The organism is Pontibacter sp. 13R65, from assembly GCF_047525655.1.
Taxonomy (GTDB): Bacteria; Bacteroidota; Bacteroidia; order Cytophagales; family Hymenobacteraceae; genus Pontibacter.
On the sequence record NZ_JBLIQL010000002.1, the window covers coordinates 300,582 to 324,186 of the forward strand.

Genomic DNA, 23,605 nt, shown 5'->3' on the forward strand with positions numbered 1-23,605 from the left:
TTTTAACTCAGATTTCAGGCTTCGGCTGGCATTAAAGTCAGTTCCCTGTCCAGGATATTCATCTTATTCATCTCAGTTACCAGGCGGTTTAAATTCAGCCTTTCTACTTTATTCGTAATCACTTCGCTGGCATCAATCAACAATTGCTGCGTATGCTGTTGAATGCTTTTGATCCGGCCTGGACTTTTAGAAGCTTTATAAAGCAACGTTTTCAGCAGGAATAGCAATCTGGCCACAATTACAGTATCACCTTTACCATATAACCTTATAGGCCCTAGGCAATTACGGCACAGTTCATCAAAATTTACTTTAGGAACCCAAACCCTGGCTTTCTCCTCCTCATCATATAGCACTTCTTCGTCTGGCAATCTCATCCTAATTCCAAGAAGATCAGTCAGGTAATCAATAGCTCTAACAGCAGTTCCCGGATCGTTAATACTCGGACTTAAAGCCTTAATGGCGCTTTCGGTAATTTGTTTAAAGCCATACAGGTAGTTTGTATTAACTAACTCGGCTTTATAAAAATTGGCATGATCTAACATATCCTCACAAAAAGTATCCAGATCGTTTATAGGTTTATTAACCATAAGAAAAGGGGTTCCTTCTACCAGAAAACTTCCCATAGGCTGCAGAAAAGAAATCAATACATTATGATGCCTACAAATTTCAGCAACCTGTTTATGATCAATTGTTTGCAAATAGCCTGTTTTAGGACATAGTAAAGGGTGCCAGTTCGTTGTGTCTGCAGAAGTTAGACGCTGCCCCTGACTTATATTTACTTTTTCTTCTTCCTTCAGCAAACTTTTCCTGGTGATCTCATAGATACTTTCCAGGATGTTATCTATTTGAATGGTTTGTGAAATGGCATGAATGAAGTACACAAAGAAAATAATGCATAAGATTGTAAAGCACATGGCCAGAAAGATAGCCAGCCCCGGTAATTCTTCGCTATACATGTCAGAGCGAATGTTCACCATCACCACCAAGGTGTAAATGAGGGTGCCAAGGTAGAGCCCCAGAATTTTCTGATTGGCTTTGTATGTGATGAGGCCAGGTATTACCCGAGGAGAAAAATTACTGCTTGCCTGGTTGAGCACCAGCATAACCATCGTAAAACTAAATACAACCAGCGATATAAGACCAGTTGTAATGGAGCTTAAAACCATACGGGCCGTCTCACCATTTGTAATGATAAAGAAGGGCAGGTTTTCCTTGACACTTTTGCTCAAGCCTCTGGTCTCCAGATAAATCAAGCACATAGCCAGCCCGAAAAACAGCAAAGATATGAGCGTAGGATAAAATCCGATACTTCCTATAATGTAGTGATAGAGAAATTTTAATCGACTCAGAACTCTTTTCATAAACCAGAAAGTGACAAAAAACAAAAGGCAGCTATATACTATTGCTTTTACTACTTTTTCCTGCTACTGGTTTGTAACCTCCTAAACTAAGCCTCCCCTGGTAGATACTCTCAAAATTAGTTTGAAAGGCATATAGAGCAATTCTTAAAATACTACAAATTCAAAAAGCAGTAAAAACTTCAAAAGTTTTATCTGAATAGAAGTAAACTATGCGTTCAATGTTTTTGCTATCTGTTTTATTCACCTGTTGAGGAATTGGCTGCCCCACTTCAGGCAGCCTATGTGGTGATTGAGCCTCATCCGGCTTATCAGGCTCAGGCAGTCTGGTAGTTACCTTTTCAGGTGTAATTGAGTCGCCATTACCTGAAGATTCAGAAGCATACATTTGGCCATCCCCTAACAACAGCCAGTTCATACTCACGTCTCTATGGGCAGAGAGGATTTTTAAAATCACATCTAAACTAGGTTTATTTCGGCCGCTGAGTATATGGCTAACTACTGCCCGAGGCACCTCCACCCCATCAGCAAACTGCGTAGGGCTCAAGCCTTTCTCTTCCATAAGCTGCTTTATTCTTTCGATCATATTCATCTCAAACTGATTTACAAATGAATACCAGAGTTACTCAATTCTTTAACAAAAGTAAAGTATTACCTATATGTTTTTGTTTTGTAAATTCATCAAACACTTTAAATACTTATCATAATTAGTTAATTATTAATAATCTAAAAACACAATATAACTAAACCTCCACCAACTATTTACAATTGTATATACAAATGTAAACAGCAAACAGCTTTCATACATCTTGTATTTGTTGCTCTTATTTTGCAGTATAGATTAGGCGCTTTTATAGGAAAACAGCATGATCCAGATAGGAGCAAAACACACAAAATGACATAATGGCAGGGTAATTCTCGCTTATGTGGATAACTCGAGTTATCCACATAAGACTAAAAACCACCTATTTAAGCCTTGCTTATTCTAGCAGGAGTGTATAAGTTGTGGAAATCATAAATACACTTTTGGCAGTTTCTAGGCGCATTTACTACTTTCCTTTGTGCCATTCTCTTCTCCTGTTTCTGTAACATTAAGACAATGCGCCTACTGGGGCTCGATTGTTTAAGTTAATTTTAATGCGGTATAGGCAATAAAAAAGAGGCATGCTGTTTTACAGCATGCCTCTAAAGCAAGAATCTTAGTTTATTTCAATATGCTACTTCACCACCATCACTCCTTTCATTTCTTTGTAATGCTGCGGATAAGTGCAGACAAAATCAAAGAAGCCAGGTTCTTTAGGCGCTGTAAACTCTAGATGCACCGTTTGGCCGGGCAAAGCAAGTGGAGATGCGGCCAAAACTCGCACGGTATCGGCAGGAACAAAGTTTCCTGGCGCTCCTATCTTTTCTCCAGCTAGCGCTACCTGCGTGGATTTTCCTGCTCTGGTAAAAACGATATTATGAATCATGGACTGCTCAGAGCCTTCATTAATCAGGGTCAACTTTACTACCGACCCTGCTTTTACTTCAATAGTGTCTTGGTCGTAATGCTTATGCCTGGGTTTGCCCTCCTCCTCTTCCTCTTTCACCTCGTCGCCTACAGTCCGGAGTGTAATCTCCTGCACTGGTTGCATGTTCTTCTGCTTGGATTTACTATCTACGACAACTGAATCTTTTGTGCGCTCGCCTGCATTTTGCGTCGGGTTGTCGGAAGAACAACCGGTGGAGAGCAGCACCGCTGAAAGTGCTAAACAAGTGGTGGTATAGCCTGCTTTCTTAGCTAAAAAGTTCATTCTCCAGTTTCTTGTCATGTCCATAGATATCTTCCCGGAAGTGAACATTGCCTTTCTCATCTACCCAGCTGGTAAAATACACCAGGTACACCTGCACTTTTTTAGGCAGGGTTATCCAGGTTTCTTCTCCAGCCTCTATTGTTTCATTTATCCTGCTCTCATTCCACTCGGGCATGTCTTGTAGCAGGTAGGTAGCAAGGTTCATTGGCCTTTCAACACGCACACAACCATGGCTAAACCCGCGTTCCGTTTGGCTAAACAGCTGTCCGGCTGGGGTATCGTGCAGGTAAACGGCGAACTCATTAGGAAACAAAAACTTAATGGTTCCCAGGGCATTGCGTTGTCCTGGCTTCTGGCGCACCATATACGGAAAGTCTTTTTCTGTTACATTTTCCCAATCGATAGAAGAAGCATCAATTACTTTGGGTTCTTTTTCTTTTGTTACCACTTCCATGTTCTGCGACTCCAGATAGCTTGGGTTACGCAGTATGGCAGGTTTTATTTCGTTTGCGACAATGCTATTCGGCACGTTCCAGTAAGGAGCCACCACCACGTACTCCAGCTTATCGCTGAATATAGGCGTGGAGTGCATTTGCTTGCCCACAATCACTTTCATTTCCATTGTTTTCTTGTACTTTCTTTCCGCCTCCGGGTCGTTATCCGGATCCTCATAAATGTAGAGCTTGTACTCCGGAATATTAACCCATATAAACTTCTGGTCTAAGCTCTTTGGAACGAGACGTTTCGGAATCCAGCGCCAGCGCTCCATGTTTACCATAATCTGATCAATCCGGCTTTCAACTGGCACATTTAAGGTTTCCAATGTTTTACCGCCTACCACACCATCCGGATCAAGACCATGTAATTGCTGAAACACCTTAACTTGTTGCTCCAGGTTCGTGTCGAATTGGCGATGTGCCGGGTTATTTACATCTACGGCGGCTTCTGGGTTCAGGCGCTTACGGAGGGAGAGCACAGCCTGAGCGGTATCACCCACTTTTATTGACTTGCGGTTTCCGAGCTCCACTTTAGCCCAACCGCCTTGCTTCTGCAACGCACGGTACTTTTGTAAGGCCGACCGTAGTTGCACATAACCATCGTGAAGCGCCTCAAACTCATAATACGGGTAGGTGCTTTCACGCTCCTTCAGGATAGTTTGCAGCACCTTATGCAGTTTTATATTGTTCTGCTTTACGTTCCACTCCAGGTTCGTTTCATCATTTGGATCGAGGCGGCCGGTATAAAAATCTGAAGCGTATTTAAAGTAGGTAGCAGTAAGGGCCACGTCAATCTGTTTCTGCAACGCCACCCGAGCGGTGTCTTTGGTCTTCATCTCATTCAGCTTCTGAATCATGCCCTCCACATCCACTATTTTGTAGTTGGCAGGTTCCAGTCCTTCTTTGCGGCTCTGGTTTATTGTTTCTAGGAATTTTTCAGTTTCCGGAACCAGTTTGTCGTCCCTGAACCAGGCCAGGCGATAATCGCGCTCCCTGTAAAAAAGAAACATCAGGTCCGCATGGTCTTTAAATTCCTGCTTCTGGTTTATAAAACGCTGCACGTATACACTGTCTGTCTGGATCTGGTCTTTATCCTCATTGCCCGCCAGATTGTCGCGGGAGCCTGAGTTACAGCCAAAAGTCAGCAGCAGGCATAAAAAGCCTGCCATATATTTTAATCGGGTGAAATAATAAATAGGGTTCATTGTTATTTTATGTTTGGTAGATCTCCCCTGGTAGCAGCTTCTATCCATGTAAAGGCAGAAAGCGAACAGCCGATCCTGCTATAGTACAAGCAGCAGCCTCTTCCTCACACTGTAAGGGGAATTTATGTTCTATGTACTTCTATTTGTATAAAAATGTTATGCAGCTGGCCCTGCCACTCCCCCGGTATAATTTCCTTAGCTGACGGAAGATGTTACAGCCATTGTTATTTAACATAAATTTCCTACTTTAAAACAAACCCTAAACCTCGAATCTAAATTATTGTAATGAATTTGCCCTTCCGGAGCCACTTTATCAGAATCAGGGTAAAGGCCCTGGCCCATGTTATATAAGACTAAGTCTTTAATATAGATGTTATCGAACACGACCTTTACCTGTACTTCCTACAGCACTTACGTTTCCGAGGCTCCTCTTTTCTCTAACCAAAACGAATAGTTTAACTTCTTCACCCTGAGCAAAATCAAAGAAGGTAAGCCTATTGTTTAGTAATAACCCAGCCAAGAGCCTCAATAGAATTTGACCATTTAGGTATAAAAAACTTAACTTACCAGCAGAACATATGCTTATAAATGAAATCATACCAAACGTTTTTACTTGGGTTAGGCCTGGCAAGTACCATGCAGCTGGTGTCTTGCAGCAATAATTCCTCTAACGACAATCAGACTATGCAAACCGGACAAGAAATTGAAAGAGTATCGCACGATGTACATAGTTTTGCACAGCCAACCGAGGCCGTAGCTAAACACCTCGACCTGAACATATCGGTTAATTTCGACCAAAAGGTTATTGCCGGGCAGGCAACTTACCAGATAGATAACATCACAAAAACCGATCAGATCGTGTTTGATACACGTGGTCTGGAAATCGAGAAAGTATTTCTGGGAGACAGCTTAGCCGAAACCACTTTCCGGTTGGGCAAAGAAGAGAAGTTTCTGGGCCAGCCCCTGCTGATAGATATTAAGCCAGACACAAAATCTGTAACCATACACTACCGCACCACAACAGCAGCAGCCGCCCTGCAATGGCTGAACCCGCAGCAGACAGCCGGCAAAAAGCACCCTTTCCTGTTTACACAGTCACAGGCCATTCTGGCCCGCACCTGGATTCCCATTCAGGATAGCCCGGGCATCCGGATTACGTACAGTGCCAACGTAAAGGTGCCTAAAGAACTTTTGGCTGTTATGAGTGCCGAAAACCCGAAAGAAAAGAACAGCACGGGCGAGTACAAATTTTACATGCGTCAGCCAATCCCTTCTTACCTGATGGCGCTGTCGGTGGGCGACCTTGTATTTGAGCCCATCGGAGAAAAAACCGGGATTTATGCAGAGCCTGCTACCATTAAAGAGGCTACTTATGAGTTTGCCGAGATGGACCAGATGCTTACGGCTGCCGAAAAGCTCTACGGCCGCTACCGCTGGGACCGCTACGACCTGCTGGTACTGCCTCCGTCTTTCCCGTTTGGTGGCATGGAGAACCCACGACTCACCTTTGTAACGCCTACTGTGCTGGCCAAAGACCGGTCCCTTACCAGCCTTATTGCGCATGAGCTGGCACATAGCTGGAGCGGCAACCTGGTAACCAACGGCACCTGGAACGACTTCTGGCTAAACGAAGGCTTTACTGTTTATTTTGAACGGCGGATTATGGAGGAGCTTTACGGTAAAGATTATGCCGACATGTTGCAGGTACTCGGTTACCAGGACCTGCAACATACTTTAGAAGAAATGGAGAAAAAAGACGATACCCGTCTGAAACTCGACCTGGAGGGGCGCGACCCGGATGAAGGCCTTACAGAAATTGCCTACGAAAAAGGAAACGCATTTTTGCTTAACATCGAAAAAACAGTAGGCCGGGAGCGCATGGACCAGTTCCTGAACAAGTACTTCCAGACCTTCGCGTTCCAAAGCACCAACACCGACCGCTTTCTGGAGTTTTTGCGTAGCGAGCTCATTAAGGGTGACGAGAAAATTGCAGCGCAAATAGATATAGAAGGCTGGGTATTTACAGCCGGACTTCCGGAAAACCATGTTAAACCTGCCTCCAAACGATTTGCACAAGTAGAAGAAGCCTATACGAATTGGTCTGGTGGCACGCCAGCTGCCTCGCTGCAAACCAAAGACTGGTCGAGCCATGAGTGGCTGCACTTTATCCGGCTACTGCCTGAGGAGCTTTCTCAACAACAGCTTGCAGAACTAGACAAGGCATTCGGTTTCACGAAATCGGGTAACTCAGAAGTGCTGGCTGCCTGGTTCTTACACGCCATCCGCAACAACTACACCACGGCCGACCAGGCTATGGAAGCCTTCCTGACCATTGTAGGCCGCCGAAAATTCCTGGTGCCGCTCTACAAGGAACTGCTGAGAACCCCGGAAGGCAAGAAAAAAGCACTCGCCATTTATGCCAAAGCACGGCCAAATTACCACGCCGTATCTACCAGTACCATAGATGAAATGGTAAAATAACAAGCAAGAGCCTAAAAAAGCAGAAGGCGGAGGTGTCATTAACCTTCGCCTTCTGCTTTTTTAGGATCTTTATCTTTACTGATTTCTGTTTCTACTATTATGCCGAAGCTTCAGAATCTCCAACAAGTCCTGGACCATAATAGGAAAAATAGTCTCTGGAAGGCCATTTTCATTAGAATAATTTGAGCGATGTAAAAGCTGCCTCATCATTTAAAAAGCTAGTGCGGCAGGAGGCTTCAGAGCGAATACTTTTGCCAGGTGCACAATTGACGATTTTTTGTTTGAGCGGTCAGCGAGTTCAAAATTGTCTTGATTTTTTTGGTTCTTTTTGTATCAAGACAAAAAGAACAAGAAAGCCAGCTATGCAATAGCTTCAGCCTGATGAACAGGTAAATATAAACTATGCGAACTTAAACTAAACCGCCAGTAGCCATTGCTAAAGGATCTTGCCCACAAGATCCCAAAAGGATGACCATTTGGAGAGGTCTTCAATAACCTATACCAATAAATTCTTAACGAATTTTACAGGTAATCTTGCTTAAAATCCGCTAACTTTCAGAAAAACTCTTAATCAGAAGCTCTGAATCCCAACCTACATCCCCTGCCGTACAACAAAATAGACCAGCTGATAATCTACACCTATGACTCCTTATGAAGAACAAATGCTGCTGGAGCTGCAGCTCTGGCAGCACGAAATGATGCAGGAGCCTTCTTTAGCGAACAGAATGGCTAAAAAAGTGCAGACCAAGCTCAACAGCTATATCCCTGAAAAAGTCCACCTGGCTGTTACCGCCACCGTTAAGCAAATGATCCGGGCGGTTTTGTTTGGAGCCGAAAAAACCACACAACCGCCTTTTGTGCATGTAACCATGGAGCTGAAGGAGAAGGTGGTGCTGGACCGTATAGCATTTTATAAGAAGGCAGCTGCTGCAGAAGGTGGCGTTACTGGTGTGGGGGGTATTTTGCTGGGACTGGCCGATTTCCCGCTGCTGCTGAGCCTGAAGCTGAAAATGCTGTTCGACATTGCCACGTACTACGGCTACTTTGTGGAAGATTACCGGGAACGGGTGTACCTGCTCTACATCTTTCAGCTCGCTTTCAGCAGCCAGGAGCAGCGTAAGCAGGTGTATCTGAAAATGGTGAACTGGGAAGACCAAAAGCACCAGCTCCCCACTGACATTCACCAGTTCGACTGGCGCAACTTTCAGCAGGAGTACCGCGACTATATCGATATTCCGAAGCTGGCCCAAATGATCCCAGTTATTGGTGCTCCTATTGGTGCTGTAGTAAATTACCGCCTCCTCCAGAAGCTAGGTACCACCGCCATGAATGCCTACCGCCTCCGCTGGCACGACGAGGAAAAGCTGCTGAACCCTTAAGCCTTTCTTATAAACTCAAATTCTTCTAATGGTTTTGCCCTTTAAGAGAGTTTTGAGGGTTTTTCGAATCAGGCCTATTCAAGATCTTTTATTAACTTAGAACCGGCTTTAACGTACATTCAGAACTAATTCAAAAGCTAGAGATTATGAATATCGTACACGATGAAGATGATTTACGCTTCTACGCCGATTTAGAAGGAGAAGAAGCAGAACTAACCTATACTTATCCTGAAGATAATATTATAGATTTTGATCATACATATGTTCCGAAAAAGGATCGTGGTCAAGGGCTGGCGGATGAACTGGTAAGAGCAGGGCTGGAATTTGTAAAATCGAAGAACTATAAATTTATACCTTCCTGCCCTGTAGTAGAGACTTTTGTAAAACGCCACCCAGAGTACAACCAGTACATGGAAGAAGTGTAACGCCAAAGCAGAAACCATAAAAAAGCAGCGGCTGCCCGATAAGGTGCAGCCACTGCTTTTTTATATTAAAAATTACTCGACTGCTATAACTTTTAAAAATCCGTTGCTGTAGTTCTCGGCTATTAAATTGGGGCCGGAGCCGTGGCCGGAGGAGTTCATCACCTCAAAATCAATCAGGTTCGGGTGCTGAAAAAGCTCGTTTACATCTGCCTGCAGGCGCAGCTGGTTGCTCCCTCCTTCCTGCAGGTTCAGGGGCTGGGGCAGGTCCAAGGTAAGAGTGCGGTAGTTGGCATCGCCCCCAATATGGAACACCAATCCCCCACTCCGCGTCTGGCCTGTGTAGGAGCCAACAAGGGTAATAAATTTATAACCTGTGTCCCAGTTCCATACCATCTCGTTGCTTGGGTCCAGGTCTCCCTGGTGATCTATCCGGTGGTTAAGTTCTTCGTCTATTCCTATAGAAAGCTCCAGCTTCTGGTAAGTTCCAACAGGCACATCGGGCATTACAAAGGAGGTTTTACCATCTTGAGCAATGAGGTGGTAACTCTCTGGCTCCACATACATTTTTGCTCCGCCACTGCCAATCAGTTTTACATTACTAAGGTAGTATTTAAAGTTGCTGAGAGAATAGCTATGGCCTGCGGGGCTGATATAGGCAACCTCGTCTAGCTGGAGCGGCTCTGTTCCAACCATGTTCTGAATAGAAACAGTTACAGAGGTAGTAGCTTCAGGATTTTCTTTTTTGTCGTTGCAGGCCGAAAGAAGTGGAACAGCTACTAATATAAAAATGAAACGCAGGTTTAATTTCATCATAGTTTTCTAAGGTGTAAGGGCTTGAATGAAGAGATATAAACCAAAGGATTAATAACCTGTGGCAGCTTATTTTTTAAACGGGTCAGAAAAACGCTCTTCTGTAATAAAACTAGAATCGGTGAGAGCATGCAGAAAGGCAATAATTTTCTTCTTTTCCTCTTCCATGATCATCAGGGTTTTTCCATCTACTATATTTGAGGCTTCAACAATGAGCGGGTCTATGCCGGGACTGTCGTAGCGCATGTGGTCGTTGTAGTGGTCGAGCACTTCTTCTAGAGTATTGAAACGGCCGTCGTGCATATAAGGAGCCGTGAGAGCAATGTTTCGTAGTGAAGGCGCTTTAAACATGCCATCGTGGCGCGGGTTCCCAGTCACTGCACCAAGCCCCTTGTCGGCAAAAGTTACATCGAGGCCGTTGTTATGGAAGGTTTTCATGGAAATGAGGGTGCCGCCATGGCAATCGCCACAGTTGCCGCCGCGCAGGCTGATGCTAGGCTCCGGGTGCGTCATAAACAAATCCATGCCTTCTTCCTCGTAGCTGCTCAGTTTTTTAGTGCCCATCATGTGCTGGTCGTAGCGCGAATTGGCAGATACGAGCGTGCGCTGAAATTGCGCCAGCGCTTTCAGAATGTTATCGGTGGTGATGGTGGCAGAGCCGAACGCCTTCTGAAACATAGGCGGATACAGTGGTGTAGCCTGCAGCTCGTGCACTGCCTCATCCAGGTTCTGGTTCATCTCCAAATGGTTCTCGATCGGCCCAGTTGCCTGCTCCTCCAGGTTAAAGGCGCTGCCATCCCAGTTAAAACGATTAAACCAGGCCAGGTTGGCAATAGACATGGTGTTGCGGGTGTGCGGCAGGCCGAGCTCTCCTATAGCCACAGCCTTGCCATCGGTAAAGGCCTTTTCCTGAATGTGACAGCTGCCGCACGACATGGTATTGTTGCCCGATAGTTTTTTTTCATAAAAAAGATGCCTACCCAACTCTATTCCTTCTACTGTTAAAGGGTTATCGACGGGCATACTCTCCACGCGCGGAAAAATGCTTGGCCTAACCAGTTCGTAAGGTGTAGGAGAAGTGGTGGCTGGTGTAGGGTCGGGCTCTCCTGTTTTATCGGGGGAACAAGCAAAGAAAGCGGCTAGCAACATGCTCCACAAAAGGCTTGGTACAACTGGCTTCATCTTTCGAACTTTTATTTTCAACGGGCAGGTCCTTTTTCTGGTATGCAAAATGCCATTTTCTTTAAAAAACTTTCTCCTCTTTTTCCTTAAAAGGAGAAGCCAGCTTGGGGTTCTGAATAAATTCGTAATCAGTTAGTGTTTCCAGAAAGGCCACTATAGCTTCCTGCTCCTGCTGGGTTAAAGGTATTCCGGCCGCACCACCGGCACCTTGCAACAGGTCGGGCGCTAGGGTGGCAGATACCTGCACCCCTTGGCTATAATGGTGCAGCACTTCGGAGATAGTAGCAAACCGGCCATCGTGCATATAAGGTGCAGTGAGCATGATGTTACGGAGGGTGGGAGTTTTATATTTGCCAAGATCTGCCGGGTTATGCGAAATGCGGTAACGCCCCTGGTAAATGCCTTCGTGCTGCTCGTTGTTAAAATCCAGGTCGAGGCCGTTGTTATGATAGAGGTTATCGGTAAAGAGTTCGCCGGTGTGGCAGCTGCCGCACTTTTGCCGTACAACTCTCAGCCCCTGCAACTCCAGCTCCGACATGGTGCCGCCTGGCTCCTGGCGCACATATTTATCGTAGCGCGAACCAGCCGACACAAGCGTCCGCTGAAACTGCGCCAGCGCCTGCCCAATATAGGCCGCCTTTATCTCGTCGTTAAAAACAAGCTTAAATCTGCTAACATAATCAGGAATGGACTGCAGCTCCGTTACCAGTTCCTGCAGGTTCTGGTCCATTTCGTCTGGGGCCGTGAGAGGTCCAAAGGCCTGCGACTCCAGATTTTTAGCTCCTCCATCCCAGAAAAAGCCAGTCATCCAGGCCATATTGGCTAAGCCGGGCGAATGGCGAAGCAAGGGAGTTCCTGCAGCCCCCTTAGCAGAAAGGGCAGCACCATCGGTAAAAGCTAGCCGCTGCTCATGGCAGGAGGCACACGATAAAGTATTGTTCCCTGATAGCCTGGTGTCGTAGAACAAACGCCGGCCCAACTCTACCCCTTCCTCCGACAGCTGATTGTAGCTTTGCATTTCCAGAGCCGGAAAGTTGGCTGGCACCTTCACCTCCTGCTGCTTTACCTGCGGTTCCTGCCCCAGTTCCTGCTCCGTTGAGCAGGCTCCTAGCAGCCACATAACGGGCAAAAGAATCAGGAATAATCGCCGGGCCGCCATTCTCAAGTTTTTGGTAGGGGTTTGGTACTGAATAGCATTATTATAAAGTAAGCTTGTACCGCCATAAAAAGCAAATTCCGGTAGCACTTATATCAGGAAGAGCTACCGGAATCAGATGATTAACAGGCTGCTTTAGCCTAAAGCCAAAAACACCTCTAGAAGGGCATTTTCATTAACAGAATTTATATTTTTGGACCCTCGGGAAAAATTAAACTTCCATCAGGAAAAAACAGGGGTCGTAGCCTTCCTGCACCAACACTGGCTTGGAAACATTAAAGACTTTCACACCTTTTGAAGTCTCGCTTTGCAAAGTACCGATGTGGGCATGCCCATGAAAGGCAGCAATAACACCCCTCCTGTTTAATGGCTCTGCCAGCCGCGAGGAGCCTAGAAAAGGAAAGATCTGCTCCGGTTCGCCAACCACTGTTGCTTTTATGGGCGCGTAGTGCAGCAACACGATCTTCTTTAAATCGGTATGCTCGCTATCTAAGCGGGCAAGGGCTCCGTCCAGCTTCAGCGACTCGTCAACAGCTTCCTGTACAAAAGCTTTCATCATGGGTTCGCCAAACATTGAGAGCATTCCCTTGTCAAAACCTCCCCCAAACCCTTTTACTCCGGCAAAACCGACATCTCCAATCACCACACTTTCGCCATCTAGTATATGTACATCCTCGCGAACAAGTACTTTGCGGATGGCTTCCTGCTCGTTTTTGTCATAATCGTGGTTACCCAGCACACCAATAACAGGAATGGAACAAGATTTTAGCTCTTTGGCCAGAACTTCAGCTTCCGATTCCCGGCCTGTATCGGTAAGGTCCCCGCAAAGGAGCAGCACATCGGCCTGCGCCGATACTTCCCTGAAAAAATCGGCCCACTTTCCCTGGTCTGCTTCCCGCACATGTATGTCGCCTATGGCTGCGATTCTGGTTTTGGTTGGTTCGTTATTTTCTTTTTCTATCATAGTTAAACTGATCTCATGGTTACTACCTTATAGTCCCATTCGTTACTATCGGTTGCATATTGTGTCTGATCAATTAAGGCGCCGCGGCATACCCGCTCCAGCGATGTAGGCATATCGAACTGTTCCTGCGCTCTTTTCAGGAGTTCATCAAAAAGCCACCTCGGAATAATATCGCGGTCTGACGGGTACACAAACTGAAAGTTAAGGAACTGGGCCAGCAGCAATTGCCAGTGTTGCTCCATGTGTAGCCAAAGGCGCTTCCAATCCATTTTGTGGCCATACCGAAGCATCACGTGGTTGATGTCGGAGCCATCGTAGCGCTCACGGTTCTGCACGTAAATTTTGCACCAGATCAACTCTTCGGCCGCCATAAACAACACGGGCAAGCCCCATACTTCGCCTTTTACGGCATGCTCAAACCAGGTTTCGTCTACCGCGCAAAGCCCGCCGGGGTTACTAAAAATAATATCGATGAAGTGCTCTCCTTTTTTCACTTTTGCAAGCCAGCGGGCATCCGTTACCTCTAGCTCGTAACCGCTGTCGGCCATGGTTTTCAGAATGCGTGGGTAATCGCCGGATTTACAAAAAATGTCGAGGTCTTTGGTGTCCCGGAATATGCCGGTATATTCTTTATGCGCAAAACCGCCACCTACCAGGTAGGGTACGCCAGCAGCATTTAAAATTTCTAATGCTTCTTTATAAAAAGTCTCAGCAGCTTTTTGCTTATCTGTTACTTTTTTTTGTTTTGTATCTTTTGCCATTTTACTTAAAATCCAAACATGAGTATTGCCCCAGCACCTGTTGGTGACGTTTAGGTGTAACTTCAAGAAATTGTACCTGAAACTCTTTACAGGGCGGAGTAGAAGCATTTACTCCCGAATGTTCATTTTTGTTATAGTACCAAGCCTAAAGGCGTATATTTTTTGAATTATACGAAGCCGGTCAGTTCCAATGCCTGGAGAAGAGGCCCGATTTCAGAAACCTGAAACAAGCTATTGTCCTGCTGCCAACTGTCTGCCTTAGCACCACATGAGCTTTCACTGGTGTGTCATAGTGACCTCTTCGAGAAATCAGTCACTCGTCGTCAAGTACCAAATACTTTCATCGGCAAGCTCGGAATAACCTCTTGTTAGTGTTTGGTATCGCGTTTCCCAAACATTTTACTTTCTGATAGCGCATTGTCGTAAGGCTTCCTCTCAAAATACATTGTTTCAAATCCTCTCCCACAAAAAAGAATTATGCTAATGAAAAAGCCCTTCCAGAGTCAAAATGGCTTGAAAGGGCTTAGGGTATGTTTGAGTAATTGGGCTAAATAGTATTTTATTTTCTGTGCCTTTGCCTCGTGCTTTTCTCTAAGCTGCAAACACACTTTATCTTCCGAAAATTTCCTCTTTGACAAGAGAGGCGCGACAGAAGGTGCCTGATTAACTGGCTCTTCACCGGTTCAGGTTTTGCGCACAGATATTACTACTGCCCCCCTTACTATTGTCTTTGTTCAAACTAAACTCCTTACACTACTATTCGTTAGTATACATAAGCAGCATTTAGTGCTTTATGTTAAACTAAACACAAAAGCTATGAACAGACATGATTCAGATTACGACCAAAACCGCTGGCAACACTCCGATGAGGAGTTTCATACCCGGCGGTCGGAAAGATACCGACATCCTGAGCAGCAACATTCCACCTACTCTCCTCAGCAGGAGCGACGTGGAAGTTATGTGTCGCCAGATCAGGGGCAATACCGCAGCCGCAGCAACTATGGTTTTCAGGGCGATGCATTAGGCGGATACGGCTCACAGTTAGACCAGGACAATTCCTACAGTTCATCCCGCAACTATGGCAATATGGGCAGCTATGGTGGAGCGCAGGGCTATGGCAGCTCTCGCGGTGGCTACGGCTCACAACACAATCAGCACGACAACGATAGCAGGTTCTACGACAGCGGACGAAGAAACATGTACGACAACAACCGCAACAGCGGGTATGCCGGTAGCCAGAGATACGGTGGCACCAGCGGGTACAGCAACCAAGGCTGGGAAGACAACCGTGGATCACGGGGCAACCAGTTCAACAGGGGCAGCAACAGAACATCCGCTAGCCAGGACTTGTATGGCTCCGACACTTCCAGAAGGTTTCAGGGAAGCAGGCAGAACAGCTACGATTTCAATGATAGCGACTACAATTCGTACCGCGACAGAAACCAGGAAGCTGGCTATGGCTACTACATGGGCAGCAATTCTGATCGCATCAGCCGGGGCGACTATGGCTCCAACGATGGAAATTACGGATCCTTAAGAAGACCGGGCGAAGAGCAGAACAAACCATACGGCTTAAGTGGCTATTATAGTGGTGGCTATGGCGAGCAAGGCTTTTAGTTTTGTTCATGTTTTATAGAGCAGGAAAGGCTGGTGCAATGCCAGCCTTTCTTTTTTCACCTGCACCCCGTGCCGAATATCCCTATATAAAAATCTTACGTCAGCCTTCTTTTATGAAAGCAAATAAAAAGAACCTTTATAAAGATGTTGAGTTCCTGACATCAATGAACCCAGCCCGCAATTACCAGCAGTTACAGGCTCTCAACAAGGCCGCCAACTACATTTCCGATGCCTTTAGAGAATTAGGTAATGCCGAAGAAGATCAGGTATTTAAAGTAAACGGAGAAAATTACCGCAACATCAGGTTGCTTTACGGAAAAGAGGAACAGGAACGCGTGGTGGTTGGAGCACACTACGATGTTTGCGGCGACCAACCTGGAGCCGACGACAATGCCAGTGGTGTGGCAGGTTTACTAGAAACGGCCAGACTGCTGTTTAGCGCCAGGCCAAAGTTACCTTATGCCGTAGAGTTTGTTGCCTATTCGCTGGAAGAGCCGCCTTATTTCGCCACAGATAATATGGGAAGTGCGGTGCATGCCAAATACTTACATGAACAAGGAGTAAAGGTAAAATACATGATCTGCTTCGAAATGATCGGGTATTTTTCGGACGAGCCTAACTCCCAACGATTTCCGGATGAGGCCATGCGGCAGTTTTACCCCAACACGGGTAACTTTATTGTCGTAGTTGGGAAACAGGGGCAGGAGGCATTTACCCGAAACATGCAGCACCTCATGCAGCAGCATACCACAATAGATGTACAGTCGGTTAACCTGCCCATCGGCATGGGCCTGGCAGGCTTATCGGACCACCGCAATTACTGGCGATACAATGTGGAGGCCATTATGATAAACGATTCTTCATTTCTGCGGAACCCCCACTATCACCAAAAAAGCGACACGATCGATACTCTGGACTTTGACAGGATGACGGCTGTGGTAGACGGCGTGTACGGAGCGCTGATTAATCTATAAGTGTAGCAACCCCCACACGACTTTATAACGGTGTACCCGAAAGGTGCTCCAGCCACTCCCCTTCCAGAGTCAGATAGCGCTTCATCAGGTTAGAGGTAAGACAGGAGTGGATGGGTAATACATACAGCAGGTCCCCTACGTCGTATTTTTCAAATTGCTCATCTGAGGCGCTTACCACCCCATGTTCCTGCGACAGCGACACCAACTGCATATCGTCTATAGGAGTCGACCAGCCGTAGTTGGTTGGTTCTACAACACGCCCATATAGGAGCGAGCTGTCCTCTTGTACTAAAAAGTCTTTTGAAAAGTGCACGCCTCCGCCATACAAGATGATCTCGTTACGGTCGGAGTGCTTGGCTACGATGGGGCAGGCCATACACACGGCTATTTCTTCAAACGTACAGGAGCCAATACGTTGTTGCGTCAGGTCGTAAAACACGAAGTTTCCCGGTCTTATTTCATCCACCCCTGTCAGGTTTTCCAGCACACTGCAGGAAGGCGTGTCGCCGATAGAGAGCAGGATATCAGGAAAAAGGTGGTGGTAACGCTTCCGGAGCAAGTGTAGCAAATAAACACTCGTATTATGAATGGTCTGGATAGCCTCGGTGTCCGTTTGCTTGTATGTATGCCCGTCGTGCGCTAAAAAACCTTCAAAATAAAGCTTGTCACTTTGCAGCAATAGCTGCAGCATGGGATCAAGTTCGGCGTGGTTGTGCGGCAATACGCCTGTTCTACGATAACCGGTGTCTATTTTAACCCATACATACACTGGGTGCTGCAACTGTTTGTCGAGCACCTCCAGCGATTCCATATTCACTACCACCAGGTGCAGGCGTATGGTAGCAGCCAGTTCGTTTATTGTTTCCAGCTCAAGAAGGTTAACCGGAAAGGCCACCAGAATATCTCTCCAGCCGTGCCGGGCAAAGTAGGCCGCCATACGTAGCGAAGATACTGTTATAGCCTCTACCCCCATTTCGCGGAACCACTCCCCCACCTGAGCCGATTGATGCGTTTTAAAATGTGGTCGCAACCTTACTTCATTTCGATTCGCCTTCTCTACCATCATGCGAATATTCCGGATACACTTGCCTTTGTCCAGAAGTAAAGTAGGAGACGTAATTTTCATAAGTTTCGCTGGTTTTGCCTTACAATTTACCAGCTGCAATTTATAATTCTTTAGCTTTACTGCCCTCAGCACAGCTATATTTAAAAGAGATAAATCATTTAAATTTTAGCTGAACCCTTACCTTTGCAAAAAAGCCAGTCAGGAGTGGCTCCAACTTTCGCGATGTATTTTTTCTATATAAAAGCTCTGCACATAATTTTTGTTGTTACCTGGTTTGCCGGTTTGTTTTACATTGTGCGCCTCTTTATATACTTTGCCGAAGCCAGCGAGAAACCCGAACCACAACGCAGCATCCTGCAGGAACAGTACCAGCTAATGCAAAAGCGGCTTTGGTATGGCATTACCTGGCCCTCTGCAATACTTACGCTCATTTTCGGTTTGCTCATCCTGCACCTTTACGGAAGCGTGCCCTCCTGGCTTATCTGGAAACTATGTTTTGTGGCAGGCTTGTATGTATACCACTTTCTGTGTCATGCCCTCTTTAAGCAGCAGCAGGCGGGTCTGGTAAAATACAGTTCTAACCAATTGCGGCTCTGGAACGAAGTAGCCACCGTGTTTCTCATCAGCATTGTTTTTCTGGTGGTACTTAAAAGCTCCTTGAGCATGCTTTGGGGTATTATTGGGTTGCTCCTTTTTTCAGCTATGCTTATGCTTGCCATCCGCATCTACAAACGCCTCCGGGAGTCTGGCAAATAGGTTTTTGATTGGGAAAGTGCATCGGGAGACTTGGTAGTGAGTAGGAAACAAACCTCCCATGGTTGTAGACATAGAAAAAACATAGCCACGCGCTAAAGGATATTCTTTAGTTCACAAGGGTTAAACCTTTAGTTTACAAAGAAATATTGCCTCCGGAAGGCCTTTTTCATTAGCATAATTTCCTCTGGTTGCTTAGGCCGGACCAGCAAAAATATCCGCTATGCCAACCCATTAAAAAATGGAGGTTTGTGCCTTCCTTTGTCTGTTCTAGGTTTAGCTGTGAAGGCAGCAGTTGGCTCTCTCCGGCCAGTTTAAAAAAATTTGTACCTTTGTGTTATTAAACCTCATACATGAAGCAAGCAGAACTGAAAGCCACCGAACGAGAATTAATTAAACTGATCAGTTTTTTTGGGAAACGCGCCAAGCAGATGATGGAGAGCGGCGAAATTAGCCCTGAACACACTCAACTGACCACCGCCTGCCAAAATCTCGAAACGCAGCTCTACAACCATGCCCATAACCGGTCTGCCATTCTGGACAAAAGAGAACGCCTGAAGGCATTGATTGAAGATAACGCCCAGTGCCCTACCTGCCAGAAAGCCGATATGCTGAAACGCACCGGCAGCACCACCACGGAGCGCGGCTGGAAATGCAATACCTACAAATGCCGCCGCTGTAACATTACCTTTACCTGGAACCGACCCAATAACCCCTGGGATATGGTTAAGTTTCTGGAAGCCTACATTGTGGAACTGGAACAGGGCATTTTAGTGGAAGAAAACCAGGAACTGAAAACACATACCGAAGAAGCCATTGTACAACTTAACGATAGCCTCTCAAGACTGAAACCAGTGCTCGACACCTCAGATGAGGAAATGGAGGCGCTGGAGGTAAAAGAGAAAGAAATGGACCGGCTCATTCACCAGTTCAAGAACTACCTGCTCATCGAAAAAATAAAGCTCGACACTTATCAGGAGCCGGAATAAGCTACTAAGGGTGCGGCAGAATCATCAAAAGCAGGTTGGCAGGAGGAACTGTAGCTGACAACTCAGACCCAATTATTGTAATATAAATGGCCTTCCGGATAAATCAAGAATTGTCTTGCTTTATGTTGGTTCACTCCTCCTTTTTTCAAGGAGGGGTGGCGCAGGCGATGTGGTTCCCTGTAGCAAGACATATAGGACAAAGACTCAGGCAATGAAACAATTCAACAATAATTGTCTTCCGCACAGCCTAAATTATTCTAATAGAAATGCCCTTCCAGAACTTAAACCACCTCTTAACATAACAGGGCTTTTTTAATTAATATTGAAGAAGTTAGACCAGAGACAACACCCAATACCAGAATACCAGCGTTATAAAAGACAGCGGCAGACCAAACCCTACCATCATGTTTGCCAGTCGAGGCTTCAGGCCGTAAGTAGCAGCTACAATAGAAGGTGCAATCATGGGCGACATAGCAGCCTCCATCACGCTCACATGCAGAATTTCGCCCCGGGTATTAAAAAGCCCTGCATAAAGTGCCAATATAATGGCCGGTGCCAGTAACAACTGGTAAGCCAGACCTAAAAACATAAAGCGCCAGTGCTTGCTGTGCCGCTCCACCCGCAGCTGCATCCCCACCGACACCAGCGCCAAAGGCGTAACAGTGCTACCTAGCCGCTGAAAGACCTCCCGCAGCTCCTCGGGGAAGTGCCACCCCATCAAACTCATGCCAAGTGCCACAAAAAACGATAGCAATGGCGGAAACGTTGCAATCTTTTTTAAGATAGCTTTGGCACTGGCCTCACCTTTAGAAAAAGAGGCCGCCACTGCAATACCAACGGTAGAGAGCGCTACAAAAGAGCCCGGCTGATCTACCAGAATGGCAATTTTAAGTCCGCTTTCACCATAAAGTGCCTCTATAATAGGAAACCCGACAAAGGAGGTATTGCTCAGGCCCGACATTAGTATCAGGCAACCAGTTAGCTTCCGTGACCAGCCATAAAGTTTACCCAGGCTCCCGAACAGCAACGCCGACACGCCAAAACAGATCCAGGCCACTGCCACGGGCAGCAACAGTGTGCGCGTTAGTTCTATTTCGGGAATAAAATTAAGAGCCAGCGCAGGCAACGAAATGTAAATCACAAATTGGTTCAGCGCCATAGGCGTGGCGCTCGGAAAAGCACGCACCCGCCGCAGCAGCACACCAATTAGCAGGCATATAAAAAGCAGAAGAAAGCTACTCATATTTTTTTCGGACTGGCCCGAAGGTACGTACATCTCAGGACAAAAAGCAGCTGCTGCTGCTTTAAAGACAGAAAAAGGCAGAAAGCAGTACGCTCCTTACATAAAAAACCCTTGTCCAGAGAGCAGTTAAAAAGCCTCCGGAAGGCTATTTTCATTGGAAGAATTTGGCCTTGCGCCACCTGAGCCGCCCCTAGCGTAACGGGAAAGTGTGCAGTAGCTTTACGTGCTTTTCGCGTTGGTACCAATCGTTGCAAACCAACTCAGCCTCCTTAATGGTGGTGGTTCCGAAGTTATAGTCGCGGTATTGCTGGAGCTTTTTCAGAAACAGCTGTGGTTGCTGGAGCGGGGCCTTAAACCGAACCATCGTGCTATGGGCTGTTATAATGGCATAGCGCTTATCTATGGAATGCTGTAGCCCGGAAGCCTTAAAACGTTGGCGAAGCTGGTTGCGGAGTTGCCCCAGCTGCTCTCCCACCGGAAAACCCTGCAATAGAATACAGGAGGGTGAAGCCGTAATTCCTTTTATCTCGACCGAAAAAGGTGATATTCCCTGCAGCGACTCCTGCACCACCGCAAGGTACTCTTCTAATGCAATCTGGCTCAGCTCAAAACCACTGTAGCATGATATAATAGAAAGAAGCGTCAGGTGCCGATCTGAGGGAGGGTAATAATATTGAGCCGGCTCTACCTGCTGCAGTTCATTTATCAAGGCCTGAATCCGATCGTCTACATCAGCCTGAATGCGCGCCAACAACGTCAATCCTAGCCGGTTATCCTGTTTATCCTCAATTAAAGGATCCAGCTCAAACTCTCCCTTCCGGAAGTGCTGGAGAGAACTTTGCCACAACTGATCATAATGCATTGCTAGCTGCATGCTCAATAACCATATATAAAAATGATATTTTGATTCCTCTAATGAAAATAGCCTTCCGGAGCCTGTTTTAGTCTATGCCGGGCAAGGGTTCTAATTGACTTTAGGTAGAATATCAGGCGAACAGCGAATTTTTGAACTCTACTTTTATATAAGACTGAAAATTGCTGATCGTCTTAAATATTTCCCTCAGCGTAACCTGCTCTATTTTCGTCAGGCTGCGAAGGTCTACGTAATTGTCGGGTTCTTTTTTGTCGTTAATGATCTGGCCCGCCTGCTTTTTCAGTCGCAAACTCATCAGAAAGTAGTAAGACTGCAATAGTTCCTGCACCTCTGCCTCCGTAAAAACGCCTTTTCCTTTCAGCTCCTGCAGGCGCTCCCCGGTGTTGGTTTTAAAAATCCTGTTCTTCAAGGCATACACCCGCACCAGGTCCACAATAGGTGTCATGGCTTTTTTAATATCGAAAACCTCTTTGGAGTCTTTGGTAAAAGTTTTGATGTTTTTGAAAAATGTGAGAGGCGGCTCGTACTGCAGTGCATTATTGCCCATATGAAAGAACAGCTTGCCTAATGGCTTCTGCAACTCCTCATCCAGAAAATCTTTTAATTCCTCTATAATAGCTGGCTCGCCATACAGATAGCGACAGTCGAAAAAAGTAGAGAACTTGATCACAGTTTCTGGTACAGCCTCACTAATCCAACTTTCGTAATTGCGCTTCCAGTGCGAGAGCGAGTGCGTCCATTTTGGGTTTTTGGCCATAAAGCCGCCGGTGCAGAAACTGAAACCAATGCTGTTTAGCCGCTCCGACACCATATCGGCAAACCGAAGAAAATACTCCCTGACAAGCTCCCGCTGCTCATTGGCTTTGTCTTCGTAAATAATGGCGTTGTCTTGGTCGGTTTTAAGAGTTTGCTCTTTGCGGCCTTCGCTGCCGAGCACCATAAACACGAACTTGGCGGGAGGTTGCCCAATCTCGTTTATGACTTCTTCAATAACCTTTACGGCAATGGTATCAGAAATGGTGGTGATCATCTGGTTCACGATTTCGGCTTTTACACCGCGGTCGAGCAACTGAAACACAATTTCCGGCACCTTGTACCATTTTTTCCGCAGCTCCCCTACCGACCTGGCCAGCTTTACCGACTGAATGAACATAAACGGCGACTGCGCCTGCTCACTCAGCAACTTGTTCCGGCTGATGCTACCCAGGTAGTTTCCGTTTTCCTCGATGAGCATGTACCGGGTTTTGGTCTGGAACATCATCAGGATGGCTTCATACACATAGGCCTGCGTGTTTATGGAGACAGTTGGGTTGTCCATAATCTCTTTTACAGGCTTTTGCACCGGCACTTGCCGTGCCACTACATTGTCGCGCAAGGTAATGTCGGTTACATACCCGATAATGTCCTGCTGCTCGTCCTTCACAAACAAACAGCTGGTTTTATGCTCTGCCATGAGTTGCGCCACCTCAAAAATAGGTGTTTGCTGCGCACACGACACCACCTCTCGGTACTCTATGGTTTCCACTTTCTTGGTGTAGAGCTGGTCGGAGGCTATAAAGTTCTCGTCGTAGGTAATGGGCCGCTTCACAAAGTGAGCATATTCATCATCGATCATACGCTTCCCAAACTCAGCAGTAAAGTAGTGCAGAAACTCTTCGTAGGCCTGGCACAGGGCTTTGAAATCTTTGCGGGGCAGGAAGTACACCAACGTACCTTTTTTAGCGATAACTGTGCGCAGGGAGCGTTTGCGGTTGAGCAATACAGAAACACCACCAAAGCAGTAGCCAGGCCGGTGGTATTCAATTACCCGGCGGGTTTGGGTGCTATCGTAGAAAAAAGCTTCGTATTCGCCCTCCACAATTATATCTACCCCAGGCATTTTGGTAACTTCCTGGTGGTAAATAACAGCTTCTTTGGTATGACGGACTTCCTGCAACAGCTCCACCACGCCCTCCAGCACATCGTCCGGAAGGATATCAAAGGGTCTTACAGTTTTCAGAAATGCTAGTTTGTTGTGCATAGCCTATCAGGTATAGTACAGGAACTATAAAGATATCAAATTCTGCGGAACCACCGCA

20 protein-coding genes are annotated in these 23,605 nt (G+C 46.3%); 7 read left to right on the plus strand and 13 right to left on the minus strand.

The genetic code is table 11. From position 1 onward, the window contains the following. Window positions 1-14: 14 nt before the first annotated feature. From ACMA1I_RS03775 to ACMA1I_RS03790, 4 genes are all read right to left on the minus strand, one after another. Window positions 15-1,361, minus strand: coding sequence for a DUF2254 domain-containing protein (locus tag ACMA1I_RS03775; RefSeq protein WP_337066952.1), 1,347 nt, complete (start codon window positions 1,359-1,361; stop codon window positions 15-17). 160 nt (window positions 1,362-1,521) lie between these two features. Then, complete coding sequence (locus ACMA1I_RS03780) at window positions 1,522-1,950, minus strand: helix-turn-helix transcriptional regulator (protein WP_337066953.1); 429 nt, start codon at window positions 1,948-1,950, stop codon at window positions 1,522-1,524. 625 nt (window positions 1,951-2,575) lie between these two features. After that, window positions 2,576-3,151 carry an azurin gene (locus tag ACMA1I_RS03785; protein WP_337066954.1) on the minus strand — a complete coding sequence of 192 codons (576 nt, stop codon included), beginning with the start codon at window positions 3,149-3,151 and terminating at the stop codon, window positions 2,576-2,578. After that, complete coding sequence (locus ACMA1I_RS03790; RefSeq protein WP_337066955.1) at window positions 3,135-4,853, minus strand: L,D-transpeptidase family protein; 1,719 nt, start codon at window positions 4,851-4,853, stop codon at window positions 3,135-3,137. Before ACMA1I_RS03790 ends, ACMA1I_RS03785 begins: the two co-directional genes overlap by 17 nt. A gap of 588 nt (window positions 4,854-5,441) precedes the next feature. Here ACMA1I_RS03790 and ACMA1I_RS03795 point away from each other — a divergent pair. From ACMA1I_RS03795 to ACMA1I_RS03805, 3 genes are all read left to right on the plus strand, one after another. Further along, entirely contained in the window at window positions 5,442-7,334 is a 1,893-nt protein-coding gene (locus tag ACMA1I_RS03795) for a M1 family metallopeptidase (protein ID WP_337066956.1), read from the plus strand. Between the two features lie 641 nt (window positions 7,335-7,975). Further along, window positions 7,976-8,713, plus strand: coding sequence for an EcsC family protein (locus ACMA1I_RS03800; RefSeq protein WP_337066957.1), 738 nt, complete (start codon window positions 7,976-7,978; stop codon window positions 8,711-8,713). A gap of 146 nt (window positions 8,714-8,859) precedes the next feature. Beyond that, window positions 8,860-9,138, plus strand: a complete 279-nt coding sequence (locus tag ACMA1I_RS03805; protein ID WP_337066958.1) for a GNAT family N-acetyltransferase — start codon at window positions 8,860-8,862, stop codon at window positions 9,136-9,138. Window positions 9,139-9,210: 72 nt separating this feature from the next. Here the strand turns inward: ACMA1I_RS03805 and ACMA1I_RS03810 are convergent, their stop codons facing one another. The 5 genes from ACMA1I_RS03810 to ACMA1I_RS03830 all read right to left on the minus strand — a co-directional run bounded on the left by ACMA1I_RS03810 (window position 9,211) and on the right by ACMA1I_RS03830 (window position 14,011). Beyond that, a complete protein-coding gene (locus ACMA1I_RS03810; protein ID WP_337066959.1) occupies window positions 9,211-9,951 on the minus strand; it encodes an MbnP family protein in 741 nt (246 codons plus the stop codon). Between the two features lie 66 nt (window positions 9,952-10,017). After that, window positions 10,018-11,130, minus strand: coding sequence for a cytochrome-c peroxidase (locus tag ACMA1I_RS03815; protein ID WP_337066960.1), 1,113 nt, complete (start codon window positions 11,128-11,130; stop codon window positions 10,018-10,020). 61 nt (window positions 11,131-11,191) lie between these two features. After that, a complete protein-coding gene (locus ACMA1I_RS03820) occupies window positions 11,192-12,289 on the minus strand; it encodes a cytochrome-c peroxidase (RefSeq protein WP_337066961.1) in 1,098 nt (365 codons plus the stop codon). A 208-nt stretch (window positions 12,290-12,497) separates the two neighbouring features. Continuing rightward, the gene (locus ACMA1I_RS03825) at window positions 12,498-13,250 is read right to left on the minus strand and encodes a metallophosphoesterase family protein (RefSeq protein WP_337066962.1); all 753 of its coding nucleotides are present in this window, start codon (window positions 13,248-13,250) and stop codon (window positions 12,498-12,500) included. 2 nt (window positions 13,251-13,252) lie between these two features. Next, window positions 13,253-14,011, minus strand: coding sequence for a nucleotidyltransferase (locus ACMA1I_RS03830; RefSeq protein WP_337066963.1), 759 nt, complete (start codon window positions 14,009-14,011; stop codon window positions 13,253-13,255). Window positions 14,012-14,827: 816 nt separating this feature from the next. Between ACMA1I_RS03830 and ACMA1I_RS03835 the strand changes: the two genes are divergently transcribed. Beyond that, the gene (locus ACMA1I_RS03835) at window positions 14,828-15,628 is read left to right on the plus strand and encodes a hypothetical protein (RefSeq protein WP_337066964.1); all 801 of its coding nucleotides are present in this window, start codon (window positions 14,828-14,830) and stop codon (window positions 15,626-15,628) included. 113 nt (window positions 15,629-15,741) lie between these two features. Then, on the plus strand, window positions 15,742-16,602 hold the full coding sequence (locus ACMA1I_RS03840) for a M28 family peptidase (RefSeq protein WP_337066965.1): 861 nt from the start codon (window positions 15,742-15,744) through the stop codon (window positions 16,600-16,602). A gap of 22 nt (window positions 16,603-16,624) precedes the next feature. On the opposite strand, the gene ACMA1I_RS03845 is transcribed toward ACMA1I_RS03840, so the two are convergent. Continuing rightward, window positions 16,625-17,728, minus strand: coding sequence for an alanine racemase (locus ACMA1I_RS03845; protein WP_337066966.1), 1,104 nt, complete (start codon window positions 17,726-17,728; stop codon window positions 16,625-16,627). A gap of 162 nt (window positions 17,729-17,890) precedes the next feature. Between ACMA1I_RS03845 and ACMA1I_RS03850 the strand changes: the two genes are divergently transcribed. Both ACMA1I_RS03850 and ACMA1I_RS03855 read left to right on the plus strand, forming a co-directional pair. Next, window positions 17,891-18,424: a CopD family protein gene (locus ACMA1I_RS03850; RefSeq protein WP_337067100.1), complete on the plus strand. Its 534-nt coding sequence runs from the start codon at window positions 17,891-17,893 to the stop codon at window positions 18,422-18,424. A 350-nt stretch (window positions 18,425-18,774) separates the two neighbouring features. Next, window positions 18,775-19,410, plus strand: coding sequence for a hypothetical protein (locus tag ACMA1I_RS03855; protein ID WP_337066967.1), 636 nt, complete (start codon window positions 18,775-18,777; stop codon window positions 19,408-19,410). Between the two features lie 331 nt (window positions 19,411-19,741). On the opposite strand, the gene ACMA1I_RS03860 is transcribed toward ACMA1I_RS03855, so the two are convergent. The 3 genes from ACMA1I_RS03860 to ACMA1I_RS03870 all read right to left on the minus strand — a co-directional run bounded on the left by ACMA1I_RS03860 (window position 19,742) and on the right by ACMA1I_RS03870 (window position 23,547). After that, a complete protein-coding gene (locus ACMA1I_RS03860; RefSeq protein WP_337066968.1) occupies window positions 19,742-20,653 on the minus strand; it encodes an AEC family transporter in 912 nt (303 codons plus the stop codon). 190 nt (window positions 20,654-20,843) lie between these two features. After that, window positions 20,844-21,527: a 2'-5' RNA ligase family protein gene (locus ACMA1I_RS03865; RefSeq protein WP_337066969.1), complete on the minus strand. Its 684-nt coding sequence runs from the start codon at window positions 21,525-21,527 to the stop codon at window positions 20,844-20,846. Between the two features lie 112 nt (window positions 21,528-21,639). Further along, window positions 21,640-23,547, minus strand: coding sequence for a DUF294 nucleotidyltransferase-like domain-containing protein (locus tag ACMA1I_RS03870; protein ID WP_337066970.1), 1,908 nt, complete (start codon window positions 23,545-23,547; stop codon window positions 21,640-21,642). Window positions 23,548-23,605 lie beyond the last annotated feature (58 nt).